Origin of the sequence: Pseudocolwellia antarctica (assembly GCF_049933045.1) — a bacterium.
GTDB lineage: Bacteria > Pseudomonadota > Gammaproteobacteria > Enterobacterales > Alteromonadaceae > Pseudocolwellia.
The window spans coordinates 506,250-528,924 of the sequence record NZ_CP187926.1; the positions used below are offsets into that span (position 1 = coordinate 506,250).

The window sequence follows — 22,675 nt, forward strand, 5'->3', positions numbered from 1 at the left end:
AAATCAGGGATTGGTTTTTAGTAAAAAGGTTTTACGTTTCACTTAACAACTCCTAATTAAAATTTACTTAAAGTTATTAACAAAGTGTTGTTTTCTTAGTGTCGTTTTTAAGTAAATTGTATTTAAATAGTTAGTTGTAAAATTAAAGAGTTATAGCGGTAAACCGCGAAAGCTCATATTACACTGCTAACAAGGCAAAGCAGCAGGACTAAAAACAGCTGGCCGTTGCTCGTGCCTCGCCATTTTGGCCAACAATTTTTAGCCTCTGTTTGGGGCGTTATATGCTAATAAAAATTAGCTTTAAATGAAGTGCTTTCTAGTTCGTAGTTTTTAGCTAAAACTAGATCGCATCAGCATTAATAAGCATTGCCTCTTTTACCTTTTTCAAAGGTGGCAACGCTATTAATTTTGTTGAACCTTTCGCGTGTAGCTTCAAAGTTCACGGTTAGGTTTATATATTACGGGTGACTTAAGTTCGTGCAGTGTTTTGGTTCTACCATCGTTGCATATAACAAGTTGCTCAAACGGAAAAATTACAGTTGGCTGCGCTTCGCGCATTATAGCCAACCATAATTTTCCCCTTAGCAAAGCGTTAGCAGTCTTATTCAATTTGTATAAATCAGGGATTAGTTTTTAGTGAAAAGGTTTCACGTTTCTATTTACCTCTCCCTAATTAAAATTTACTTAACGTTAATATCGTAGTGTTCTTTTCTTGGTGTTAATTTTTAAGTAAAGTGTATTTTTAATAATGCGTTGTCTTATTAAATAGTTATGGCGGTAAACCGCAAACGTTTATCTTCCACGGCTAACAAGGCATTGCAAAGGACTAAAAACAGCTGGCCGTTGCTCGTGCCTCGCTATTTTGGCCAACAATTTTTAGCCTCTGAATGAGGCGTTAGCAGTTTCAAAGGTTCTGATGAAAACTATTATTTTAACGTTCATTTTAATGTGTTGTAATGTTTATGCTGTAGTGCCAAGCACTCAATATTATATTGATGCTCAAAAAACAATAGTTGTACTTGAAGCTGAATTAAAAGAAATTAAGTCTAATTTCACTACCACTAGTCCTGAAAGTTCGCAACTCAAAGACAATATTGAGAATGAAATTAAGCTTATTAAGCAGAGAGTCGAGTTATTCAAAAAATTAGAGCGTAAGCAACTCATTATGTATTCAAGTTCATGATTTAACTAAAAAACTGCTAACAAGGCGTTCAAACGGACAAATAACAGCTGGCTGTTGTTCGTGCCTCACACATTTTAGCCAGCTATTATTTGCCGCTTAACGTGGCGTTATATGTATATTCCGATTGATGTGTAGTTTTGTGGAAAGGGTGGTTATAAACTTAATTACTTATAAACGTTGCTACGAGTTTTCGCTAAATTCGTTTATCTAAAATTGTTAACTAGCTTTGTACTTTTTGGTAAAGCTTAAAGAATTAAGTTAATCTGTTTTTAGTTACTGTTTGTAAATAGCTCAAATTATAATGCATTTAAAGCTACCAACTTTTACTCGTAACTTTAGTGTTTTTAGTTTAAGTTTATCAACCATATAACAAGAAATTCAACGGGACACAAACAGCTGGCTGCGTTCGTGCCTCACACATTATAGCCAACTATTTTTAGCCCGTTAATTGGGCGTTATGTTTACAAATTGAGAGTCGAGTGTGGAATTTAATTCAATAGTACAATTTCTCGAGAATATAGGTAGCTACGAAGAGCAAGATATGTATCGCGGGCAAGCTAGACACAATTGGGACTTATTGCCTTCAATAGCACGTATCGATGTTGAGGAATTATCTTCAAATTATTCTGATGGTTGGCGCGGAATTGAAAGAGATTTATTGAATAGCTTTAAAAAGCATGCAGTTCGATTTCTTGAAAAAGAGCCTAAAAGCAAAATAGAATGGATGATTCAAGCTCAACATCATGGTGTTCCTACTAGGCTTTTAGATTGGTCAACCAATCCATTGAAAGCTCTTTATTTTGCAGTAGAAAACCCCGCCCATGATGACTTTGATGGAATTGTATACTTGTTTTCACCGAGAGTTTGGAGAACATCATCCCATGACGTAGATGGAGATGACGAAAAGGTGATAACGGCATTTCATCCTCATTTTATTAATGACCGTGTTGCATCTCAGGATGGTTGTTTTAGTTTATTCCCTTTTTCAAGAAAAATAACACAAGATACTTTCGAACCTATGAAGGATGGCTTTTGTCCTCAAAATGATCTACTGAAGGTGAATAAAGTGATCATATCTAAAGAGTCTAAAAGTACTTTAAGAGACCAATTGAGTCGTTTAGGTGTTACCGATGTATCAATGTTTCCTGATTTAGATGGCGTTGCAAAAAGTATTCGTAGGACGTTCGGTTGCTTGTAAACATAACAAGAAAATAAACAAGGACACGTAACAGTTGGCTACGTTTCGCTTCGCTACACAATTTTAGCCAACCATTACTTAGCCTGTTATTTAGGCGTTATGTTTTTATGGAGAGGTTACATGTATTCCTTAACTATTCTTAGCTTGGTTCTTGTGCTCATGATGGGGCAAACAGTTCAAGCTAAATCAGAATTTCAAAAGAAGCTAGAACAAATAGTAGCTTCACAGAAAGCGATTTCAAACAAAACAAAAGAGAATAAAGGGAATTCAGAAGCTGATTTAAGATATTGTCAAAAATTTGAAGATGGTATAGTGGATGAAAATGGGTATTGTAAAGTATTTCAATTATCAGAAGTTACTGTGCCAGCTGAGACGGTTGTTCGATTTAAACCACAATATTCTAAAGAGACTTTTGAAAATATTACTGGTTATATAATCGCCGAGTTTACTATTAATGGATTGGGAGGTGTTATGGATTTTAATATTATTGAGTCTGTACCAGCTGGAGCTTTTGATAAAAAAATAACAGAAAAAAGCTCTTAAACGTTGGGCATACAAACCAGCAGAATTAAATGGCCAAAAAGTGCGTCAAAGGACCAATATTCGTATAGATTTTAATCCTCCCAAAAAACCTAAAGTCAGCTTTTACTAATTAAAAACATAACAAGTAATTCAACAGGACTAAAAACAGCGGGCTGTTCGCTTCGCTCCATTTTAGCCCACTATTTTTAGCCCGTTAATTGGGCGTTAGAAATACATGGAGGTTTAGTGAAAGTATCAGCCTTATTTTTATTGTTAATTAATTTTTCGGTTATATCAAAAGAAAGTATTAATGAAATAGTATGTAATGCACATACAAATGTAGAGGCGAAAAAGAAATGTTATTCTGATTTTGGTATCAATCTCCCTGAAGAGGCATTAGAGCCTAAAAATATGAGGGTGGCAGCTCCAATAAAAGATAACAAAAAGGTACTTTCCCTAAAGAATACTAGTCAACCACAAAGATATATCGGAATGACAAATGATAAAGCAGCAATGCTTTTCAATACTAATCCGAACTCTGTAAATAACATTGTATTTGATAATTACGAATATCACGTGTTGTTGGAGTCATCAAATCAGATACACGTTTCATTTGTTCAAATATTATTTAAAACTTATAAAAATTGTTCTACACAAAAACCTGTACCTGCACGTTTTCTATATGAAAAATTGGATATTAATGTCGATGATTTAGTTTTATTAAAGACTCGTAACCATAGTTTTTATTTTTCATCATATTTAGATCAGCGTAATAATGTTAAAACATCAGCATACTGTATGAGTAATGACGATTATTTTGTAGTTACTTTTCAAAGGAATGCTTCTTAGTTTAGTGTAAAGTATTTCTAACAAGAAATTCAACAAGGACTAAAAACAGCGGGCTGTTCGCTTCGCTCCATTTTAGCCCACTATTTTTAGCCTGTTAATTGGGCGTTAGATTTCTTTCATCCAATCGGTAATCCCCCCGAAAAATAATCGAAGTCAAAAGTAGAATTTTCTCGTATGCTTAACCGCAGGAGATCATTCATGAAAAAAGCACATTTTAGTGACAGTCAAATTTTAGCCATTTTAAAGCAAGCCGAAAATGGCGTACCTATTCCCGAACTATGTCGTGAACACGGTATGAGTAACTCATCGTTTTATAAATGGCGCTCTAAGTATGGCGGCATGGATGCCTCACTTATGGCAAGAATGAAAGAGCTAGAAGATGAAAATCGGCGCTTAAAAAAGATGTATGCCGAAGAGCGTTTAAAGGCTGAAATCATTACGGAGGCCATGGCAAAAAAGTGGTAAAGGCTTCTGAGCGCAAAGCGATGGCTAAAGTAGCAATTCAAAGCCATGACGTCAGTATTAGCCAAGCATGCCGTGCATTCTTAATCAGCGAAACCTGTTATCGTTATCAGCCTAAACTTAATGACGATAATGAGCTTATCGCCGACTTGCTGTTAGGTTTAGTGCAGAATCAACGAAACTGGGGGTTTGGCTTATGCTTTTTATATTTGAGAAACGTAAAAGGCTATCACTGGAATCATAAGCGCGTTTATCGTATCTATCGTGAACTCGAACTGAATATGCGAATAAAGCCTCATAAACGGCTGAAACGTGAAGTTCCTGAGCCATTAGCAGTGCCCGAAGCGATGAATGAATGTTGGTCGATGGACTTCATGCATGACCAATTATCAGATGGAAGGAGTTGTCGCTTGTTTAATGTGATTGATGACTTTAACCGGGAAGGTTTGGCAATAGATGCTGATATATCATTGCCCGCAGAACGTGTGATCCAATCACTTGATAGGATCATCGAATGGCGTGGTAAACCTAAACGTATACGTTCTGATAACGGACCCGAATATATTAGTCATAAACTTGCAGCTTGGGCATCAAAACACGATATTGAATTATGTTTCATTCAGCCAGGCAACCCACAGCAAAATGCTTACATTGAACGTTTTAATCGAACGGTGAGATATGATTGGCTAAGCCATTATATTTATCGTGATATTGAAGAATTACAGAACAGGGCCACACAATGGTTATGGACTTATAACCATGAGCGACCTAACATGGGAATTGGTGGTATAACACCAATTCAAAAACGCAAACTAACACAGAGAAAAACGTCTACTTTTGAACTCCATTAAAAATGGGGGGATTACCAATCCACCATCGGTAAACTTTTTAATGTTGAATTTCAGAATTACAAAATACGATCCTAAAAATAGAAATTCCGAGGGTCATTACAAAGTTGATGAATGGACGTGTCCGTCAGAAGTCGGGGAAACATTTAACGGAATTGAGTTTAAAGCATCGGATTATTTTGAGGTTGAAGAAAAATATATAAATGCTGTAATAGAATGCCTCCATTACGAACCTATGAAACACCTTCGAGTAGTAGACCTTGAGTCTAGGTTTTTACAAGATAACCTTTCTGATAAGGATAATCAGTGGTTAGTTAGCGAGGAGTTTAAGGCGATTGACCTCTTTGAAGATAAGAAACTGGAAAAAGATGATATTAAAATTGTAATCAAGATGATTTTAAGAGGTTTTATGTGGTGCCGACTAGAGATTAATGAGCAATTTAGTCTTAGGTTTGGTTGGGATTACTACATGTATATCTGTTGCATTAATTTAAATGAGAGCACGATTAAAAAAATTAGTAAAACGGGATTATTTGTTGAACTACTTGAATCCCTTTACGATATGAAACGCTGTGACTTTTATATTCAAACTTGTCGTACCGACGAAGATGGGGATAGCTTAGTTGAAGAAGAAATACTCCTTAAAACTATGACTAGGGAAAAAATAAAGCAAGGTTTAGGGCTTTCTGTTGAACATACTGGAAATCATAGTTTTGACATAACTCTTGGAAATTATTCAATGTTTAAAAATGAGTTTGAGTTTAACTTTACGGAAAATGAGTATTGTCTATATTGTGATAAGATTTACATATAGGTTCAAACGAAATCTAACAAGTCACTTAAAAGGACAAAAAACAGTTGGTTTTTGCTCCTGCGTCGCTTATTTTAACCAACTATTTTTTGCCTCTTAGTGAGGCGTTAGCTGTATTTTTATTCGTGGGTTTAATTTCTTTCGAGTTAGCTAAAAGTAGAGCACTCGTAATACGCAAATTGTAATAACTCACTATACATCTTATATGTGTTTTTAGGTTTTTCACGCTCTCGCATTAAATTTGCTAGCTAGGCGATTTGTATTTGTTGCTTGGCGTTTTACGTGTTGATCAAAAGGCATTTAAACGCAGGTACAAAATTAAGGTAAATGGGTTGCTCAAAGTTAGGTACGTTTTTAACGTGCGGTGGTTTTACAGCTAACAAGGCAATTCAACAAGGACTAAAAACAGCTGGCCATTGCTCGTGCCTCGCTATTTTGGCCCACTATTTTTAGCCTGTTATTTGGGCGTTAGGGCTACAGTGTAGCCTTGTTAAATTTTAATTATCAAAAGGAAATGTAAATGAAGAATTTAAAATTACTACTAATATCTACTTTAAGTGTAGTTTCGATAAGTTGTAGCACTTTGCCTTTAAAGGCCGAAATTAAAGATAACCATTTTCGATTTGAAAACTTTAAAAGAGATAATAGTTCAAAATTAGAATATGTTCACTTAATGTGTTTTCACAAAAAGCCTATTTCCTGGGTTGAGCCTAAACAATATTTGAGTGGCGAGCATGGTTTATGGGTTAAAGCTAGTATTTCAGAGCGAGACATTCCGAATAGTACCAAAGAGGCTTTTGTCAATTTCAAAGTAAAACTAGAATCAAATAAAAGCTATATGCTAAATCGTAAAATAGTAGATGATAAAATATCTCTTTGGATACAAGAGGTTGATACTGGCATAGGTGTTTCGGACGTATTAATTTCTGATTTAAAAAATCCTTTAATAATTGACGATTCTTTACGAAAACGACAATGTAAATCAGGTTCGGTTTAAACGCAGCCCTAACAAGAACTTCAAACGGAAAAAATACAGTTGGCTGTTTCACTTCGTTCACATTATAGCCAACTATATTTTTCCGCTTAAGTAGGCGTTATAAAGCTAGGAAAGGTTTGGCACATGAGAAAACTATCAGCATTAATTTTTGTTAGCTTCATGCTATTCCAATGGGCAAGCTTTGCTGAAGCTTCGACTCTTCAGGATGCATACAACAATCATAAAAGTGATGTTCAGGTTCAAGGTGTTGGTACTGTTGTCCGTATATTAAGTGACGACAATAAAGGCTCTCGTCATCAAAAATTCATTCTTAAACTTTCATCAGGTCAAAGTATCTTAATTGCTCATAATATTGATCTTGCTCCAAGGATTAATTCAATTTCAAATGGTGATCAAATCCAATTTTATGGTGAATATGAGTGGAACAAAAAAGGTGGTGTTGTTCACTGGACTCATAAAGATCCAAAGGGGTATCATGTTGGTGGTTGGCTAAAGCACAAAGGTAAAACGTACCAATAGCTTTATAACAAGTCACTCAAAAGGACTAAAAACAGTTGGCTAGGTTCGCTGCGCTCACTATTTTAGCCAACAATTTTTAGCCTCTTAGTGAGGCGTTAGCAGTCTTATTCAATTTGTATAAATCAGGGATTGGTTTTTAGTGAAAAGGTTTCACGTTTCTATTAACCTCTTTCTAATTAAAGTTTATTTAAAACTATACACTTAGTGTTGTTTTCTTGGTGTTAATTTTTAAGTAAAGTGTATTTGTAATAATGCGTTGTCTTATTAAATAGTTATGGCGGTAAACCGCAAACGTTTATCTTCCACGGCTAACAACACGCCCTGAGGTGGACAACAAGTTTAAATTAACCATTTAATGCAAATTTTAACAGTGGCGAACCTCTTCGTTTTAGGGCTTCTAAATACTTTGATTCGTCGTAGGGTGTATTTGTCTTCCAACACTTAAATACGATCCTGATCCATTTGAAAGCGAGCGACCTGATGATACTATTATGTGGTTTTCCTTTGCTTTTTTGCTGGTCATAATAAGCCTTTGCCCAAAATGAATAACGTATAGAAAATCCCGCCCATTCTACAAAGGTTTGTCTTAAAAAGGTCGGGCAACTGTACCGCCAATGCGTCCACATTTTCTTACCGCTTCGTTCAATCACGGGTGCGATACCTGCGTATTTTTGTAGTTCGGATGCGTCATTATAACGGTTTCTGTTATTACCAAAGGCCACCAATAAACGTGGGGCAAGTTGTGGCCCTGCGCCAGGTAAACTATCAAATATTACTTTATCACCTTGCGCTTTATAGGCTTTTTTTATTGCTTTATCTAGGGTTTCAATGCCTTTGAGTAACACTTTGAATTGTGCAATGAGTACTTCGATTAATTGTTGGTTCGGCTCTATCACACCTAGGTCATCCGTTAATGACATTGCATTTTTTATACTTAAAATACGTGCCTCGTTCACATGAGCATAATGGGAGTTGTGACTGTTAAAAAAGTCCAAGAGTGTTTGTTTTTTTGCTCTCTTAACGCGAGCAAGGCAAGGCCATTTACTGATGAAGTCACAGAAGATGAACGTGTCTTTTTCTTTAAACCATTCAAGAGCTTGTGGGTAGTAATTTTTTAATGTGGCGGTTATTTTATTCGATAAATTCACACTGTCTTGTACCAAGCTTCGTCGATATTCAACTAACTGTGAGAGTGAACGCATCGCCGCTGATTCGGGTTCAATAACGTTTAGCTTTTGCATATGCAAGGTCAAAATTTCAACTTGTATCAGTGCATCAGATGGGTCATCTTTAGCCCCACTTGGGGTAAAGGCTTTTCTATATTTAGCAACGGTAGAAGGGTTGATAGTAAACAAAACAAGATGGTCATATTTTGCTAACGCATAAATGAGCGGCCCTTTTTTTAGCTCACAAACCACAGCAACTTTTTGGTTCGGGTAACGCTGTTTAAGACTCATCGCCCATTCGTGAAGCGCCTCAGGTTTATTTTTAATAATGCTGTAGTAGTATTTTTCTGATGGGTTGGGATGTTCACAGATATCATGTTTTTTATCTGCCCAATCGATACCGATTAACGCAGCGAAATTATCAACGCTATAGACTTTCATTTTTGAGCTCCTGCTAGTAAAGTGACAGGTGGAATATGCTTAAATCTCGTTTCTCGCAGGTCTTATAGATAGTCGTGGTCGGCGATCCCTGAGTATGCGTTTTGAAATCGAGTTGCTCTGTTGGTTCGAACGTCTTGTTAGAAACATTGGATGTTTGTCATTCAATATTCGTAACCAACAGGAGCATGTTCCACCTAATCTAATAGTAAGTTACTTTATAAGATTAGGTGGCTTGGTCGAACTATAAGTCACTCAAAAGGACAAATAACAGTTGGTTTTTGCTCCTTCGTCGCTTATTTAAACCAACTATATTTTGCCTCTTAGTGAGGCGTTAGCAGCAATATTGAGCTAAAGGAATACTCAATGAATTATAGAAATGCGTTACATCGTTCAAGAATTAAAAGAATAGTTGGATTTTTTATCGGCATCTTAGCTTTAATATCTTTAGTTGTTTCACTATTAAAGTTTTTATATTACAGAATTGATGATGGTAGTAAATTTGGTGCCATAATAGCAAAACCATTTAAAAATGCAGTATCATTAATTGCAGAGAATACGCAATTTCTCAACGTGTTTTGGGAAAATTCACCAGTTCCTAATCATTTAGATATTTCTGAGCCAGCTAATATATACTTTTTGTTTACCTACGTAATACTTTTTGTTGGTTTAGCCTTGAAAGCTTCAGGTAATAAAATGAGTGTTAGGCTCGCTAAAATACGCGACCAAATAGAAGATCAATTAATTAAAGAGTTTCTAAGTGGAGGCGGTGCACGTTCAAGACAAGAAATAGAAGATTCAATCGAAGTGCCTAATTCAAATTTATTCACTCAGTTTCAACAATTATATTTTGCTCCTATTATTACAGCTATTATTGCAGGGGTTATTATTAAATTACTAGTAGAATAAGCTGCTAACAAGTGACTATGACCTCCAATCTGAATAATCAATCCATTTTAGCAACAAAATAAAGACTATTATTTAGCGCCATAATAATTATTTTCAACATCCGCTTTAGGTCAAAAGCAGACCTACATTTCTTATTTATTCTGTTTGTACTCTATATGATTCACTTTTCAAACTTGATGGTGTTTAACGAGCAGTAGCATCTATTTCTTATCTGCTTTTATGATAAGCACTTCAGGTTTCTTATGAATTAATGCATAAGGGCCGCTATGATATTTACCTTCTTGCAAAATTATAACGCCGTTCATATATCCAACTTGTTTATCTTCTACGTAAAAAGAAAAGTAAATATCTGATGAATTTGAACAATCTACTTTAAAGCTGAGCATCTCATGACTAAAGTCCGTTAAGCTTTTAATAATGTTTTCGGATGTATCAAAAGTCGTTAAGTCATTCAAAATAGGAAGTTCTTCAAATAGAGGATCTTTAAAATCTCGCGTAGCGACTCTAAACTCTTCATCTGTTAAGTAATGTGAACATTGAGCACTTGCATAGGTACTTAATGATAAAAATAATAATCCAATAACGAGAGGTAAGTTCATAGTTTGATAAAGTTTTGTATTTCAATAATGTAAGGAGGATATGCAAGGTAGGGGTAAAAACCAAGTGTTTTAATTGGCTTTCTTTTGTATTAAGTATTATTTAAAAGCATACCTTTGAAAAAATGCCATTGATGCACTAGAAACTTCAGATGCTTTTTTAGGACGTGTTGAGCTTAAGCTGTGTTTTCCTCCCTCGACTTCCATATATTCAAATGTATGATTACTTTGTGTTCTTAGTTTAAGCTACAAGCTTTTCTCCCTAGCATCAGCTTAATGCCAAAGAAAAAGCTTGAGCCTAAATAAACAGGCTATTATTTTAGATAATCATTCCGTTAACATTAATTTACATATTAATCATGATAATACTTGGTTTATTACCATGAAAGGCTATTGCGTCATCGTTTTTTAAAGAGGATAGTAATGGCAAATTTAAACACATTATTAAACTTAATTATCCATGTCTTTTATTAGCGAAAATAAGTATACATTTTATGGTGTTATCGCCATTTTATTGTGGAGTTCGATCACTGCATTAATTAGAGATTTATCTGAATTATTTAGCCCGATTGGCGGCGCAGCAATGATGTATACCGTGAGCGCGTTATTTTTAATGTCGGTGATGGGTCTACCAAAACTTAAAGACTATCCCAAGCGCTATTTACTGATCGGTGGAGGATTATTTGTTACGTATGAAATATGTTTAGCTTTATCTTTAGGAATGGCTAATAGCCGTAAGCAAGCAATGGAAATGGCTATAATAAATTACTTATGGCCAGCACTGACCATATTGTTAAGTGTTATAACAAGTCGTAAAAAAGTTAACATTTTAGTTTATCCTAGTATTCTTTTAGCTTTTACAGGTGTAGCTTGGTGTATTTCGGGCGATCAAGGTATATCTATAAGTATTCTATTAAGTAATATTTCAGATAATCCATTAACTTATTTAATGGCTTTTTCGGCGGCAATAATTTGGGCTATATATTGTGTGGTAACAATAAAGATCAGTAATGGGAAAAACGCGACAACGCTATTTTTTAGCGCCACGGCTATAACATTGTGGGTGCAATTTATTTTTAGTAATGAGCCTAGTTTGCACTTTACTTTACCCTCAACATTAACATTGTTACTTGCAGGAATTGTAATAGGCTCTGGATATGCGTTGTGGAATCAAGCAGTAATTGGTGGAGATATTATATTGTTAGGAACACTGTCATATTTTACACCGGTATTTTCTACTTTATTTACCTCAGTATATTTATCTATCTCATTAACCGGTTCATTTTGGCTGGGTGTTGGTTTAGTTGCTTTAGGCTCCCTTATTTGTTTTCTTGTTACAAGGCAGAAAAAACCGCCTTTAGATAGCACTACGTAAATTATATATTAGCATCTGTTTAATACAGTAAAGATAAACGTCCCCTAGAAAAATAGTGATACTTAATAATGAGAATACATTCCCTTTCAAGGGGTTAATCATTAAGACTGGCACCGTAGCCACTAGCAATACTTTGTTATATGACTATTTATCAATAATCTGTTTTGAGGCTAAAGTTAATGTTATTTAGTGGCAGTGTGGGGTATTAATAACAGACCGTTTTCATGCCATTGGGTGCTATAACTGATGAGATTATCTAATAACTTTTTAGTACACTTTATTCATAAGCATGTTTTTGAAAAAATGCCATTGATGCACTAAAAACTTCAGATGCTTTTTTAGGACGTGTTGAGCTTAAGCTGTGTTTTCCTCCCTCGACTTCTATATATTCAAACGGATGATTGCGTTTTTGTAATTCAAGTACAAAGTCTCGTGTCATTTCTACCGGCACTACTTCATCTGCACTACCATGAGTTAAAAAGAATGGTGGGTCGTTTTTATCTAAATAACTTGCTGGCGATATTGCTGCTAAGGCTTTATTTTTATCGTGCTCGTTAAGGTTAAGAAAACGTTTAACTAATATGAAATTTTGATATTCAGCTTTGGTGAAATCGGCAAGGCTACCTGAGAAGGAAATAACAGCGGCTACCGTTGAATCAAACTTAGGATAAAGATTATGTTGAGAAAATTCTTTGGAGTTACCTGTAACGCCTACCATAGTTGCTAAATAAGCACCTGCAGAAACGCCTAAAATAACAATACGATCAGGGTCTAGGTTTAATTCTTTGGAATGAGCCTTTAAAAAACGAATAGCGGCTTTAACATCTTCTATAGCTGAGGGAAAACGATGCTCAGGGGCTAAGCGGTACATAACACTTGCTGCTATAACACCACGTATAGCCATTTTAGTTATTTGCTTATTAAACTTATTCTTATCGCCTTGGATTAAACCACCACCATGAATATAAACAAGTGCAGGTTTAGGCTTAGTTGAGCTGTTTTCAGGTAGGGCGAGATTGAGGTTTAATGAAACTCCTTCTACTTCACCAATTAAAACATCTTTTTGCAAGCCAGCAACAAACGTTGTAGCACTTGTTGCTGTAAAGATTGGCGTTATAAATATCAATAAAATAATTACGAGACGCATAATTCCTTAGAGATCATAATCTTTGTTATGCAAAATGTTAACGTTTCTTTATTGGCTTTCTAATACTGTATTTTCTACTTCTTTTGGTAGCTTCTGGCTTTTTAACGCTTCTCTTTCTACTTCTTTTTGCAGTTTTTGGCTTTTTAACATTTCATTTTTTAATGCTTTTTTGAGTTCCTGGTTTTCTAGCGATTTACTTTCTACTTCTGTTTTTAGCTCTTGGTTTTCTAACGATTTACTTTCTACTTCATTTTTTAGTTTGTGGTTTTCTAATGATTTACTTTCTACTTCTTTTTGTAATTCTTGTTTTTCTAACGCTTCATTTTTTACTTCTTTTATGAGTTCTTGTTTTTCTAACGCTTCATTTTCTACTTCTTTTTTGAGTTCTTGCTTTTCTAACGCTTCATTTTCTAATACTTTCTGTAGTTCTTGTTTTTCTAACGCTTCATTTTCTAATACTTTTTGTAGTTTTTGTTTTTCTAACGCTTCGTTTTCTAATACTTTTTGTAGTTTTTGTTTTTCTAACGCTTCGTTTTCTAATACTTTTTGTAGTTCTTGTTTTTCTAACGCTTCATTTTCTATTACTTTTTGTAGTTCTTGTTTCTCTGATACTTCATTTTCTAGTACTTTTTTTAATTCTTTTTTTTCTAATACCTCAGTTTCTAATTCTTTTTTGAGTTCTTCGTTTTTTAAGCTTTTATTTTTCATCTGGTCAATCAAAGCCAGCCAAAGATCTTTATCATCTGTAATTTGCAGCATGGTCTTTTCATTATAAATGATACCTAGCGTGGTGTTTGTTGTTTCTTTTTCTCTTGTAAATTGTATATCCCAAAGAGAGGTGGAGTAATCATCTTCATGAAAAGCTCTTAATTTTTTACTTCCATCGCCACCGGCAAAAATTTCACCTTTATAAGACTCGTCACAAAAATTCAAACATAAATTTCTATTTTTCACATGCAATGAAGACGTTGGAATATTATCTACTGACTTTATATATTTTGCATATTCTTTAAAGTTGCCATCGAGTACATATTCAGGAGGAAGGTTTAATTGGATGTTGTTGAGTTGAATGCAAGTTTCAACACTGCAAACCTCTTCAGCCTGCAAGGTATTAAATACACTCATACTCAGTGAATAAGTGATCGCTATACTAAATAAGCTGACTTTGGTAATAATATTCATATTGCCTCCTTGTCATTCATTTGAAAAATTTGAACATAACTTCTATGAGATCATAGTGAGTCTTTTACATTATAGACGATATAACTAACAATATCTTATACGCAACAATACCTTAATACTCAATAATCTTTTTTATTAGAGCTTTTCACTAAAAAGTATTCAGCTAAAGTATCTATAAACTTTCTTTTAGCGGTACTTAAATGTTTTCTACTCGGATAAATAATTGAAATTGGAACAGGTTCTGGTGTGTATTCAGCTAAAATAGGGACTAACTGCCCATTGGCTATTTGCTCTTTCACAAGAAAGTTGGGGATGTATGAAATACCTATGCCTGCTGTTGAAAAACCTTTCTGCATTACATCGTTGTTTGCTTCTAAGCTGCCTTTAACTTTGATTTTTATTTTGTTTTTTCCTTCAACAAACTTCCATCGGTAAGGCGTTTTCATTATCGTGTTAATAATACAGTTATGTTGGCTTAAGTCTTTAGGGTGAAGTGGCGTACCGTGTTCTTTTAAATAGCTAGGGCTGGCAACTACAACAAAAGGAAAACTGTGTATTTGCCGAGAAATCAGGCTTGAGTCTTCTAAGTCTCCCACTCTTACGGCTAGGTCGTAACCTTCCTCTACTAGGTTAACTTCTCGATTTATTAAGTTTAATGTTAATGAAACCCTCGGGTATTTAATAGAATATTCGTTTATGGGTTCTAAAAGTATATATTCTCCTAAAGAGGGCGCTACAGTGAGGTTTATATGGTCTTTAATCACTTTTTCGTCGGTAGTTAAACTCACTAAATCATTTACATTCTGGCTGATAATATCCATCTTTTGCAGGTAACGTCTGCCATCTGTGGTTAAACTTATTGAACGCGTGGTTCTATTAAGTAAACGTATGTTGAGGTGCTTCTCTAATTCGTTTATTTGTCTGCTAACTGCAGAAGGCACTAAGTTCAATTGGGTAGCTGCTTTACTGAAGCTTTTGTATTTACAAACGACCTGAAATACTTCGATAGATTTGAGTAAATTCATTGTGCTTAAAATGTGATAAGTGAATTCATTTTTATAGTATTTATCATTTAATAAGAATTGTCTATCATGTTTTTCTTTTCGCTATATTTCCGTTTTAAATCTAGTTACTTTTACTTTAGGCTAACGATCTTCTGATGATTTTCTTACCGCGTAATTGAAATGTCATCTTTCGATAAAGAACACATGTTTTTCGTAAGCTCAGCCAAAAGCAGTAAGTCTAGATAAAACAAGAATTGATCATGTTTTACTATTAAATACCGAGGTTTAATTGCTTAATCAATACCGAAAACAAACACTTCCTTTTAAAGAGTTTATTGCTTTAATGGCAATGATGATGTCGTTAGTGGCATTGTCTATCGACTCTATATTGCCTGCCCTTGAATCTATTGGCGCTTCAATGGGAAATACTAACAGCAACGATAATCAGTTTATGATCGCCTTTTTCATGGTGGGTTTAGCTTGCGGGCAGCTAGTGTTTGGCCCTTGGTCTGACTCTGTAGGTCGACGTAAAGCTATGTTAGTGGGCTTGTCGATATTCTTTATCGGAAGTTTGCTCGCAATATATTCAACCGATTATAACACCATATTATTTAGCCGCTTTTTACAAGGTATAGGTGTATCAGCCCCAAGAGTCTTATCAATGACTATTATCAGAGATCTTTTTCAGGGCAGACCTATGGCGAAGGTTATGTCTTTTGTATCAATGATTTTTGTATTTGTTCCTATGCTTGCACCTATGATGGGGCAGGCGATATTAACCTTATTTAACTGGCGCGCTATTTTTATATTTACTGGCTTATTTGGTTTTGTTTTATTGAGTTGGTACTTGATCAGACAAGCTGAAACCCTTAACCCTACCGATAGAACAAATTTTACCTGGGGCAGAGTAAAAAAAGGTTTAACGGCTGTATTTAAAGACCGAGTTGTTATTGGTTATACATTGGCTTCGGGTTTGATATTTGGACCGTTCTTATTCTTTTTAAGCTCATCACCGCAACTGTTTCAAGTGAAGTATGAACTCGCTGAAAACTTCCCATATTATTTTGCAGGTATTTCATCGGTATTGGGTGGAGCCGCTTTATTTAATGGCAAAAAAGTGATGAAACACGGTATGCGTAAAATAGCATCACGTGCATTAATTACCTTAGCTGCAGCATCATTCGTATTTTCGTGTATTGCTTTTTACTTTAATGGTTTACCGCCATTGTGGTTGATAACGGTTTATATGGTTATTTTGTTTGTATGTATTGGACTGACTAGCGGAAACTTAACGTCTTTGTCTATGCAACCATTAGGTAAAATGGCAGGAATTGGTGCTGCTATAACAGGATTTCTTTCTACGTTATTATCAGTAATTATCGCGGTAATTATTGGTCGTTTTTATAATGAAACAACGTATCCATTAACCTTAGGTTTTATGGTTGCCGCTATTTTATCTTTATTATTATTTAGATGGATCGCTGCTAAAGAAGTTGAACCAAGCGAAGCATAAACAATCTGATCTCTTTGTGAATATTTATTTGAGGTTACTTAACTGTTTCATTATTAAAGCCATTAGGTAACCTTTATTTTTTTTACCATTCACCTCTAAATTCATCCATTCTATCATGCCTTTTTTACCCTATTTTCAGTCTGTTTTTTTCTGTTCATTATTTGATAATCTTTGCCGTTTAACTATGCTGTTATTTATTCAACAGACCCTAAGCTTTTCTTATTTATTTCCCCTCCAAAAATACGTTTATATTAGCTGTTTCTTTGAGTGTTAATTAAACAATAAATGGTGATATAAATTTATAATTATCACTTTATCGATAAAGTTACGTGTTTTTATGTAATTTAAGATATTTATTTATAAGTAAAAAGTTAATTTAAATCATTAAAAATCAAATGATTACGGTGTGGTTTTTTAGGCAGTAAAATAAATTTTAAAATAGGGTTAAAATTTTCTTGCTAAATTTATTTTTAGCACTAAAATTCACCAACTTTTTTTGGAGTATGTAACTTTTATATTCTACTTTTTGACTGAATATAAACGTAATTTTTATCATTGTGAGACCTAAAACTGATGACTTCTAACCAATCATCTTGTGAACAACCTGCTGACAAAGAAAACACATCTTGGTCGGTAGCAGACAGCGCAAACTACTACGGCGTTAAAAACTGGTGTTCAGGATATTTCGATATTTCTGACAAAGGTAATGCTGTTGTTAATGTACAAAATGATGCAGGTAAAAAAGTAAGCGTAGAGCTTATTGATATTATTGCAGGTATGAAAGACAGAGGTCTTGAAATGCCAAGCATTTTAAGGATTGATAACTTATTAGATGATCGTATTGAATCATTAAATACAGCATTTGCTCGAGCAATTAAAGAATACAACTATCAAAACCATTACCGTGGTGTATTCCCTATTAAGGTGAATCAGCAATGTCATGTAATTGAAGAGATTGCCAGCTTTGGTCAAGACTTCAATCATGGTTTTGAAGCCGGTAGTAAAGCTGAATTATTGATCGCTTTGTCTAAACAAAAAGACAATAAGAGCCTTATTATTTGTAATGGCTACAAAGATGCAGAATTTATTGAGTTAGGTTTATACGCAAAAGAGATGGGCATTCCGTGCTTTTTTGTTTTAGAAACACCAACTGAATTACCGACTATTTTAGAACGTAGCGCAGCATTAGGTATAGAACCATTATTAGGTGTTCGTATTAAGCCTAGCGTAGTGGTTGATGGACATTGGAATGAAGACAGCGGTGATCGCTCTATTTTTGGTTTATCTACAGCTTCATTAGTTGAAGTTTTAAACCAATTAAAAGCAGCTAACATGCTTCATTGTTTGCAGTTATTACATTGTCATTTAGGGTCGCAAATTCCTAATATTCGTAATATTCGCAGCGGTGTACTTGAAGCTTGTCGTTTTTATACGGGCCTTATAAATGAAGGTGCCCCAATGGGTTACTTAGATTTAGGCGGCGGGTTAGCGGTAGATTACGAAGGTGCGCGTACCAACAACACCCATAGTAAAAACTACCAGTTAGATGAATATTGCTTAAATATTGTTGAAACCATTTGCGAATGTTTAGACCCACTTGATGTGAGTCATCCAGTTATTGTAACTGAGTCGGGCAGAGCAACAGTTTCATATTCATCTATGTTGTTATTTAACGTTCTTGATGTACGTGATCATAGACCATCACCATTACCTCAAGAATTACCAGAAGGTAGCCACGAGTTAGTACACAACTTATGGGCAGTAAATAAAGCAGTAACAGCTGATAACTTTCAAGAATGTTACAACGATGCTATGTACTACCGCGATGAAATTAGAGAATTATTTCGCCGTGGTCAAGCAAACTTAAGTGACCGTGCATTAGCCGACAACTTAACGTTAGCAGTACTTGATACCGTTGCGACTATTATCAAAACACTTGATCGTTGTCCGCCAGAATTAGAAAACTTGCCTGAGCTTTTAGCCGACGTTTATTATGGCAACTTTAGCTTATTTCAGTCGTTACCTGATATTTGGGCGATTGACCAAGTTTTCCCTATTATGCCAATTCATCGTTTAGATGAAGAACCTAATAGACAAGCGATTATTGCTGATATTACCTGTGATTGTGACGGTAAAATTGACAACTTTGTAACGAATGAAGGTATAAAACCTACATTAAGATTACATCCGTTAAAAGAAAACGAAGAATACTATTTAGGTGTTTTTCTAGTAGGTGCTTACCAAGAAACATTAGGTGATTTACATAACCTATTTGGTGATACCAACGTAGTTAGCGTACACATTAATAACGATGGTACGTTTGATTTTATTAGAGAATTTCACGGTGACAGTATCGCCGACGTGTTGTCTTATGTTGAATACAACACAGATTTTCTTACTGAGCAGTTTCGAACACGTTCAGAAAAAGCGGTACGCAGCGGTAAAATTACTGCATTAAAACGTACAGAAATGATGAAGGCTTTTAAAGCGAGCCTTAATGGTTATACCTATTTTGAGAAAGAGGATCACTCATGACTAAAGTTATGATAATTGGCGCTGGTGGTGTTGGTAATGTAGTTGCACAAAAATGTGCTCAACAAAAAAACGTATTTACTGAAATTGTATTAGCAAGTAAAACCGAAGCTAAATGTAAAGCTATTGCTAATAGCGTTAAAGAAAAAACGGGTGTAACTATTAGTACCGCCCAAGTTAATGCTGATAACGTTCCTGAGCTAGTTGCTCTTCTTAAAAAAGAACAACCGCTTATGGTCATTAACGTGGCTTTACCGTATCAGGATTTAACTATTATGGACGCTTGTTTAGAAGCTGGCGTACATTACATGGATACAGCAAACTATGAGCCGTTAGACACAGCTAAGTTTGAATATAAGTGGCAGTGGGCTTACCAAGACAAATTTAAAAAGGCAGGTTTAACTGCGCTTTTAGGTAGTGGTTTTGATCCGGGTGCAACCAATATGTTTACTGCTTATGTAGCTAAACATTACTTTGACGAAATTCATTACCTAGACATTATTGATGTTAATGGTGGCGATCATGGTTACCCATTTGCTACGAACTTTAACCCAGAGATTAATATTCGTGAAGTTACGGCTGAATGTCGTCACTTTGAAGATGGTGAGTTTGTTACGACACCAGCAATGAGTAAAAAAGCTAAATTTACTTGCCCTGATGGCGTAGGTGATTTTGATATTTACCGTATGTATCACGAAGAATTAGAATCGTTATCGGTTCATTTTCCAACGTTGAAGCGTGCGCAGTTCTGGATGAGTTTTTCAGACAACTACCTAAAACACTTAGAAGTATTAGGTAACGTAGGCATGACAGGTATCAAGCCAATTGAATTTGAAGGTCAGCAAATTGTACCTATTCAATTATTAGCTAAATTATTACCTGATCCGTCTAGCTTAGGTCCAAGAACAAAAGGTAAAACCTGTATTGGTACTGTTGTTCGCGGCATAAAAGACGGCAAAGAAAAAATCGTTTACTGTTACCAAATTTGTGACCATGAAGCGTGTTATAAAGAAGTGGCTTCTCAAGCTATTTCATACACTACAGGTGTTCCAGCAATGATTGGCGCAAAAATGATGGTAGAGAAAAACTGGTTACAACCAGGTGTATTCAACATTGAGCAATTCGATCCTGACTTGTTTATGGCTGATATGAACGAATGTGGTTTACCTTGGAAAGTAATTGAACTTGATCAATTCGACCTTGATAAGTAATAGCAATTAACAAACTTTATAAGTGCTAAGAAAATAATACGATGCAATTTACAGATTTTACACAGCTTGATTTAGCTTGCTTACCATCACCATGTTTTGTGGTAGATGAAATTGCTATTGAACGTAATTTAAAAATATTAAATAGCGTACAGCAGCAAAGTGGGGCGAAAGTACTTCACGCGTTAAAAGCTTTTTCTATGTGGTCGTTGGCACCCTTAACAAACAAGTACCTTAGTGGTACTTGTTCAAGTGGTTTACACGAAGCCAAATTAGCAAAAGAATTTTACACGGGCGAAATACATGTGTACTCAGCCGCTTTTTGCGAAGCGGATGTACGCGAGCTAGTAACGTTTGCGCATCATATTGTTTTTAACAGCCCAAGCCAGTTACTACGTTTTGAAGAGATATGCCGCGAAGCATTATCAAAACGTAGCGACTTATCTTTTGGTTTGCGTGTTAACCCACAGCATTCTGAAGGCTATGTTGAGCTTTACGACCCATGTGCAAAAGGATCTCGTTTAGGTACTCCAGCGTCAGAGTTAGAAAAGTATCTTGCTCAAGCAGATTTTCAGCGTGCGTTTACCTTGATAACAGGGTTGCATTTTCATACCTTATGCGAACAAGGCTTTTTACCGTTACAACGTACTTTAGCCAGTGTTGAAGCGCAGTTTTCGCATTTATTTGAGCAACTGAAATGGATCAACTTTGGTGGTGGTCATCATATTACTGCTCCAGGTTACGACACTGATGGCTTAGTTAATTGTATCGCACAGTTTATGAGTAAATACTCGCTACAGGTTTATATCGAACCAGGCGAAGCTGTTGCTATTGGCAGTGGCATATTAAGTTGCGAAGTCCTTGATGTTATTCATAACGACTTCCCACAACTGATTCTAGACACTTCAGCAACGTGTCATATGCCTGATACGTTAGAAATGCCGTATCGAGCAGATATTACAGGTGCTGGCGAAGCTAACGAAAAAGCGCATACCTATCGTTTAGGTGGCTTAACGTGTTTAGCTGGCGATGTGATTAACGACTACAGTTTTGATACAGAAGTTGAAGTAGGGCAACGCTTAGCTTTTGAAGATATGGCCCATTACACTATGGTAAAAACCAGTACGTTTAATGGCACTAAGTTACCATCAATCGCTATTTGGAATTCAGAAACAGGTACGTTAAAAGTTGTTAAATCTTTTGGTTATGAAGACTTTAAACAACGTTTATCTTAAGGCTACAAACCTAACACCCGTTACTCCGTATGATCTTAAGGTCATACATTAATTAGATAAACTTACGATAATATTATGACAAATAAATACCCTATTTTTCTTGCTTCAGAAATAAAACAAATGCCTATTGAACAATCAGCGTTTTCTGTTTTACCTGTGCCTTATGAAAAAACGGTTTCGTACAGTGGCGGCACAGCAAAAGGACCATTAACTATATTAGAAGCGTCTGAACAGCTTGAAACTTGGGATGGAAAATCTAATCCATCAGCGTTAGGTATTCATACTTGCGACGTGGTTGATTGTACTGTTGAAGCTGAGCAAGTTATTGAGAATATAGCGAATGCAGTAACTAAAATACTTAAAGCTGGCAGTATGCCTGTGGTTTTAGGTGGCGAGCACACCGTAACTTACGGTGTTATTAAAGGCTATTTAGATGCAGGTATTACTGACTTTGGTGTTGTTCAAATAGATGCACATGCTGACTTACGCGACGCTTACGAAGGCGACAAGTTAAGCCATGCTTCAGTAATGAAGCGTTTAGTGGATTTAGACATTCCTTTATACCAATTAGGGATCCGCGCTTTTTGTGAAGAAGAGATCGCAACACGCGAAAAACATGGTGTTTACTTTCAAGATGCAGACGAGTTAGTGCCTAACAATATTCAAAGTATTACATTACCTGAAAGCTTCCCTAAAAATGTATTTTTTACGGTAGATATTGATGGTATCGATCCTTCGGTATTTCCATCAACAGGTACGCCTGTACCAGGTGGTTTATCTTGGTATCAAACTCTTAACTTATTTGAGTCAGTAGCTAAGCAGCGTAATATTATTGGCTTCGATATTATGGAATATGCACCGATTGAAGGTTTTCATGCCTACGACTTCTCAGCAGCATTATTAACCTATAAGTTGATGGGCATAGTTGAAAGAAATAACTTAAAGACTTAATTTAAAAATAATTTATTCAAACTGAAATAA

Annotated in this window: 20 protein-coding genes; 15 read left to right on the forward strand and 5 right to left on the reverse strand. The window is 35.3% G+C overall.

Annotated elements, in window-relative coordinates; all coding sequences use genetic code 11:
• The first annotated feature begins 916 nt into the window (after nucleotides 1–916).
• The 8 genes from ACPUVN_RS02220 (at nucleotide 917) to ACPUVN_RS02255 (ending at nucleotide 7,389) form a co-directional block, all read left to right on the forward strand.
• Entirely contained in the window at nucleotides 917–1,183 is a 267-nt protein-coding gene (locus ACPUVN_RS02220) for a hypothetical protein (RefSeq protein WP_426369406.1), read from the forward strand.
• Nucleotides 1,184–1,664: 481 nt separating this feature from the next.
• Nucleotides 1,665–2,381, forward strand: coding sequence for an FRG domain-containing protein (locus ACPUVN_RS02225; protein ID WP_426369882.1), 717 nt, complete (start codon nucleotides 1,665–1,667; stop codon nucleotides 2,379–2,381).
• Nucleotides 2,382–2,540: 159 nt separating this feature from the next.
• A complete protein-coding gene (locus ACPUVN_RS02230) occupies nucleotides 2,541–2,924 on the forward strand; it encodes a hypothetical protein (RefSeq protein ID WP_426369883.1) in 384 nt (127 codons plus the stop codon).
• A 225-nt stretch (nucleotides 2,925–3,149) separates the two neighbouring features.
• Nucleotides 3,150–3,752 (forward strand): hypothetical protein, encoded by a 603-nt coding sequence (locus tag ACPUVN_RS02235; protein ID WP_426369884.1) that lies wholly within the window; start codon nucleotides 3,150–3,152, stop codon nucleotides 3,750–3,752.
• Nucleotides 3,753–3,950: 198 nt separating this feature from the next.
• A protein-coding gene (locus ACPUVN_RS02240) for an IS3 family transposase (RefSeq protein WP_426358342.1) occupies nucleotides 3,951–5,065 on the forward strand; the annotation gives its coding sequence in 2 pieces (ribosomal slippage) (nucleotides 3,951–4,203 and nucleotides 4,203–5,065; 1,116 coding nt in all).
• Nucleotides 5,052–5,876, forward strand: coding sequence for a hypothetical protein (locus ACPUVN_RS02245; RefSeq protein ID WP_426369885.1), 825 nt, complete (start codon nucleotides 5,052–5,054; stop codon nucleotides 5,874–5,876). The genes ACPUVN_RS02240 and ACPUVN_RS02245 overlap by 14 nt, the downstream gene beginning before the upstream one ends.
• Before the next feature lie 517 nt (nucleotides 5,877–6,393).
• Nucleotides 6,394–6,870 (forward strand): hypothetical protein, encoded by a 477-nt coding sequence (locus ACPUVN_RS02250; protein WP_426369886.1) that lies wholly within the window; start codon nucleotides 6,394–6,396, stop codon nucleotides 6,868–6,870.
• 123 nt (nucleotides 6,871–6,993) lie between these two features.
• Nucleotides 6,994–7,389, forward strand: a complete 396-nt coding sequence (locus ACPUVN_RS02255; RefSeq protein WP_426369887.1) for a DUF3465 domain-containing protein — start codon at nucleotides 6,994–6,996, stop codon at nucleotides 7,387–7,389.
• 344 nt (nucleotides 7,390–7,733) lie between these two features.
• Here the strand turns inward: ACPUVN_RS02255 and ACPUVN_RS02260 are convergent, their stop codons facing one another.
• On the reverse strand, nucleotides 7,734–8,996 hold the full coding sequence (locus ACPUVN_RS02260) for an IS110 family transposase (protein ID WP_426357874.1): 1,263 nt from the start codon (nucleotides 8,994–8,996) through the stop codon (nucleotides 7,734–7,736).
• Between the two features lie 363 nt (nucleotides 8,997–9,359).
• On the opposite strand from ACPUVN_RS02260, the gene ACPUVN_RS02265 reads away from it, so the two are divergent.
• Complete coding sequence (locus ACPUVN_RS02265) at nucleotides 9,360–9,902, forward strand: YniB family protein (protein ID WP_426369888.1); 543 nt, start codon at nucleotides 9,360–9,362, stop codon at nucleotides 9,900–9,902.
• 200 nt (nucleotides 9,903–10,102) lie between these two features.
• Here the strand turns inward: ACPUVN_RS02265 and ACPUVN_RS02270 are convergent, their stop codons facing one another.
• Nucleotides 10,103–10,501: a hypothetical protein gene (locus ACPUVN_RS02270; protein ID WP_426358221.1), complete on the reverse strand. Its 399-nt coding sequence runs from the start codon at nucleotides 10,499–10,501 to the stop codon at nucleotides 10,103–10,105.
• A gap of 457 nt (nucleotides 10,502–10,958) precedes the next feature.
• Between ACPUVN_RS02270 and yddG the strand changes: the two genes are divergently transcribed.
• Nucleotides 10,959–11,873: an aromatic amino acid DMT transporter YddG gene (gene yddG / locus ACPUVN_RS02275; protein WP_426358220.1), complete on the forward strand. Its 915-nt coding sequence runs from the start codon at nucleotides 10,959–10,961 to the stop codon at nucleotides 11,871–11,873.
• A gap of 277 nt (nucleotides 11,874–12,150) precedes the next feature.
• On the opposite strand, the gene ACPUVN_RS02280 is transcribed toward yddG, so the two are convergent.
• From ACPUVN_RS02280 to ACPUVN_RS02290, 3 genes are all read right to left on the reverse strand, one after another.
• A complete protein-coding gene (locus ACPUVN_RS02280) occupies nucleotides 12,151–13,020 on the reverse strand; it encodes an alpha/beta hydrolase fold domain-containing protein (RefSeq protein WP_426369889.1) in 870 nt (289 codons plus the stop codon).
• A 48-nt stretch (nucleotides 13,021–13,068) separates the two neighbouring features.
• Nucleotides 13,069–14,202 (reverse strand): hypothetical protein, encoded by a 1,134-nt coding sequence (locus ACPUVN_RS02285; protein ID WP_426369890.1) that lies wholly within the window; start codon nucleotides 14,200–14,202, stop codon nucleotides 13,069–13,071.
• A 119-nt stretch (nucleotides 14,203–14,321) separates the two neighbouring features.
• Nucleotides 14,322–15,227, reverse strand: coding sequence for a LysR family transcriptional regulator (locus ACPUVN_RS02290; RefSeq protein ID WP_426358217.1), 906 nt, complete (start codon nucleotides 15,225–15,227; stop codon nucleotides 14,322–14,324).
• Between the two features lie 268 nt (nucleotides 15,228–15,495).
• Here ACPUVN_RS02290 and ACPUVN_RS02295 point away from each other — a divergent pair, with 268 nt between their 5' ends.
• The 5 genes from ACPUVN_RS02295 to speB all read left to right on the forward strand — a co-directional run bounded on the left by ACPUVN_RS02295 (nucleotide 15,496) and on the right by speB (nucleotide 22,645).
• Nucleotides 15,496–16,719 (forward strand): multidrug effflux MFS transporter, encoded by a 1,224-nt coding sequence (locus tag ACPUVN_RS02295; protein ID WP_426358216.1) that lies wholly within the window; start codon nucleotides 15,496–15,498, stop codon nucleotides 16,717–16,719.
• A gap of 573 nt (nucleotides 16,720–17,292) precedes the next feature.
• Entirely contained in the window at nucleotides 17,293–19,254 is a 1,962-nt protein-coding gene (speA, locus tag ACPUVN_RS02300) for a biosynthetic arginine decarboxylase (protein WP_426358215.1), read from the forward strand.
• Entirely contained in the window at nucleotides 19,251–20,462 is a 1,212-nt protein-coding gene (locus ACPUVN_RS02305) for a saccharopine dehydrogenase family protein (RefSeq protein WP_426369891.1), read from the forward strand. The genes speA and ACPUVN_RS02305 overlap by 4 nt, the downstream gene beginning before the upstream one ends.
• A 41-nt stretch (nucleotides 20,463–20,503) precedes the next feature.
• Nucleotides 20,504–21,694: a carboxynorspermidine decarboxylase gene (gene nspC / locus ACPUVN_RS02310; protein ID WP_426358213.1), complete on the forward strand. Its 1,191-nt coding sequence runs from the start codon at nucleotides 20,504–20,506 to the stop codon at nucleotides 21,692–21,694.
• A gap of 75 nt (nucleotides 21,695–21,769) precedes the next feature.
• The gene (gene speB / locus ACPUVN_RS02315; protein ID WP_426358212.1) at nucleotides 21,770–22,645 is read left to right on the forward strand and encodes an agmatinase; all 876 of its coding nucleotides are present in this window, start codon (nucleotides 21,770–21,772) and stop codon (nucleotides 22,643–22,645) included.
• Nucleotides 22,646–22,675: the final 30 nt, after the last annotated feature.

Coding starts and splice junctions, on each gene's coding strand:
- ACPUVN_RS02270 (WP_426358221.1), bottom strand. CDS start 10,501: ATGAACTTACCTCTCGTTATTGGATTATTATTTTTATCATTAAGTACC.
- ACPUVN_RS02285 (WP_426369890.1), bottom strand. CDS start 14,202: ATGAATATTATTACCAAAGTCAGCTTATTTAGTATAGCGATCACTTAT.
- ACPUVN_RS02265 (WP_426369888.1), top strand. CDS start 9,360: ATGAATTATAGAAATGCGTTACATCGTTCAAGAATTAAAAGAATAGTT.
- ACPUVN_RS02260 (WP_426357874.1), bottom strand. CDS start 8,996: ATGAAAGTCTATAGCGTTGATAATTTCGCTGCGTTAATCGGTATCGAT.
- speB (WP_426358212.1), top strand. CDS start 21,770: ATGACAAATAAATACCCTATTTTTCTTGCTTCAGAAATAAAACAAATG.
- ACPUVN_RS02290 (WP_426358217.1), bottom strand. CDS start 15,227: ATGAATTTACTCAAATCTATCGAAGTATTTCAGGTCGTTTGTAAATAC.
- ACPUVN_RS02280 (WP_426369889.1), bottom strand. CDS start 13,020: ATGCGTCTCGTAATTATTTTATTGATATTTATAACGCCAATCTTTACA.
- speA (WP_426358215.1), top strand. CDS start 17,293: ATGACTTCTAACCAATCATCTTGTGAACAACCTGCTGACAAAGAAAAC.
- ACPUVN_RS02305 (WP_426369891.1), top strand. CDS start 19,251: ATGACTAAAGTTATGATAATTGGCGCTGGTGGTGTTGGTAATGTAGTT.
- ACPUVN_RS02255 (WP_426369887.1), top strand. CDS start 6,994: ATGAGAAAACTATCAGCATTAATTTTTGTTAGCTTCATGCTATTCCAA.
- ACPUVN_RS02250 (WP_426369886.1), top strand. CDS start 6,394: ATGAAGAATTTAAAATTACTACTAATATCTACTTTAAGTGTAGTTTCG.
- nspC (WP_426358213.1), top strand. CDS start 20,504: ATGCAATTTACAGATTTTACACAGCTTGATTTAGCTTGCTTACCATCA.
- yddG (WP_426358220.1), top strand. CDS start 10,959: ATGTCTTTTATTAGCGAAAATAAGTATACATTTTATGGTGTTATCGCC.
- ACPUVN_RS02220 (WP_426369406.1), top strand. CDS start 917: ATGAAAACTATTATTTTAACGTTCATTTTAATGTGTTGTAATGTTTAT.
- ACPUVN_RS02230 (WP_426369883.1), top strand. CDS start 2,541: ATGATGGGGCAAACAGTTCAAGCTAAATCAGAATTTCAAAAGAAGCTA.